Origin of the sequence: Vibrio sp. 10N.222.49.C9 (assembly GCF_041474985.1) — a bacterium.
In the GTDB taxonomy this organism is placed as follows: domain Bacteria; phylum Pseudomonadota; class Gammaproteobacteria; order Enterobacterales; family Vibrionaceae; genus Vibrio; species Vibrio crassostreae_C.
This window is the reverse complement of record NZ_JBFRVD010001603.1, coordinates 1-390: the sequence shown is the minus strand read 5'-3', so window position 1 is coordinate 390 and position 390 is coordinate 1. Positions and strand designations below refer to the sequence as shown.

At 47.4% G+C, this 390-nt stretch carries 1 protein-coding gene; it reads left to right on the top strand.

Annotated elements, in window-relative coordinates; genetic code table 11:
• The coding region (locus AB4585_RS29455; protein ID WP_372172381.1) for a glycoside hydrolase family 3 N-terminal domain-containing protein at positions 1-390 on the top strand (390 nt) is incomplete at both ends.

Genomic DNA, 390 nt, shown 5'->3' with positions numbered 1-390 from the left:
CTCCTACGAAGCCGATACCTCAAGACGAAAACTGCTTTCATTGTTCTTACCACCCTTTGAAAAAGCGGTCAAACAAGCCAACTGCGCAACATTAATGACTGGCTACCAGTCGATTGATGGCGAGCCATGCACCACCAACTCTTGGTTATTGAAAACCGTCGCTAAGGAACAATGGGGACTTGATGGATTTATTGTCACCGATTGGAACAACGTGGGTTCTCTGCATGACAAGCAAGGCGTCGCCGCTACCCTAAAAGAAGCAAGCTATAAGGCACTACTCGGTGGCAATGACATGATGATGACCACACCTGATTTCTACCAATCGGCCATCGAATTGGTAGAAGAAGGTCTTGTGGATATTTCGCTCATCGATGACTCCGTGCGCAGAAT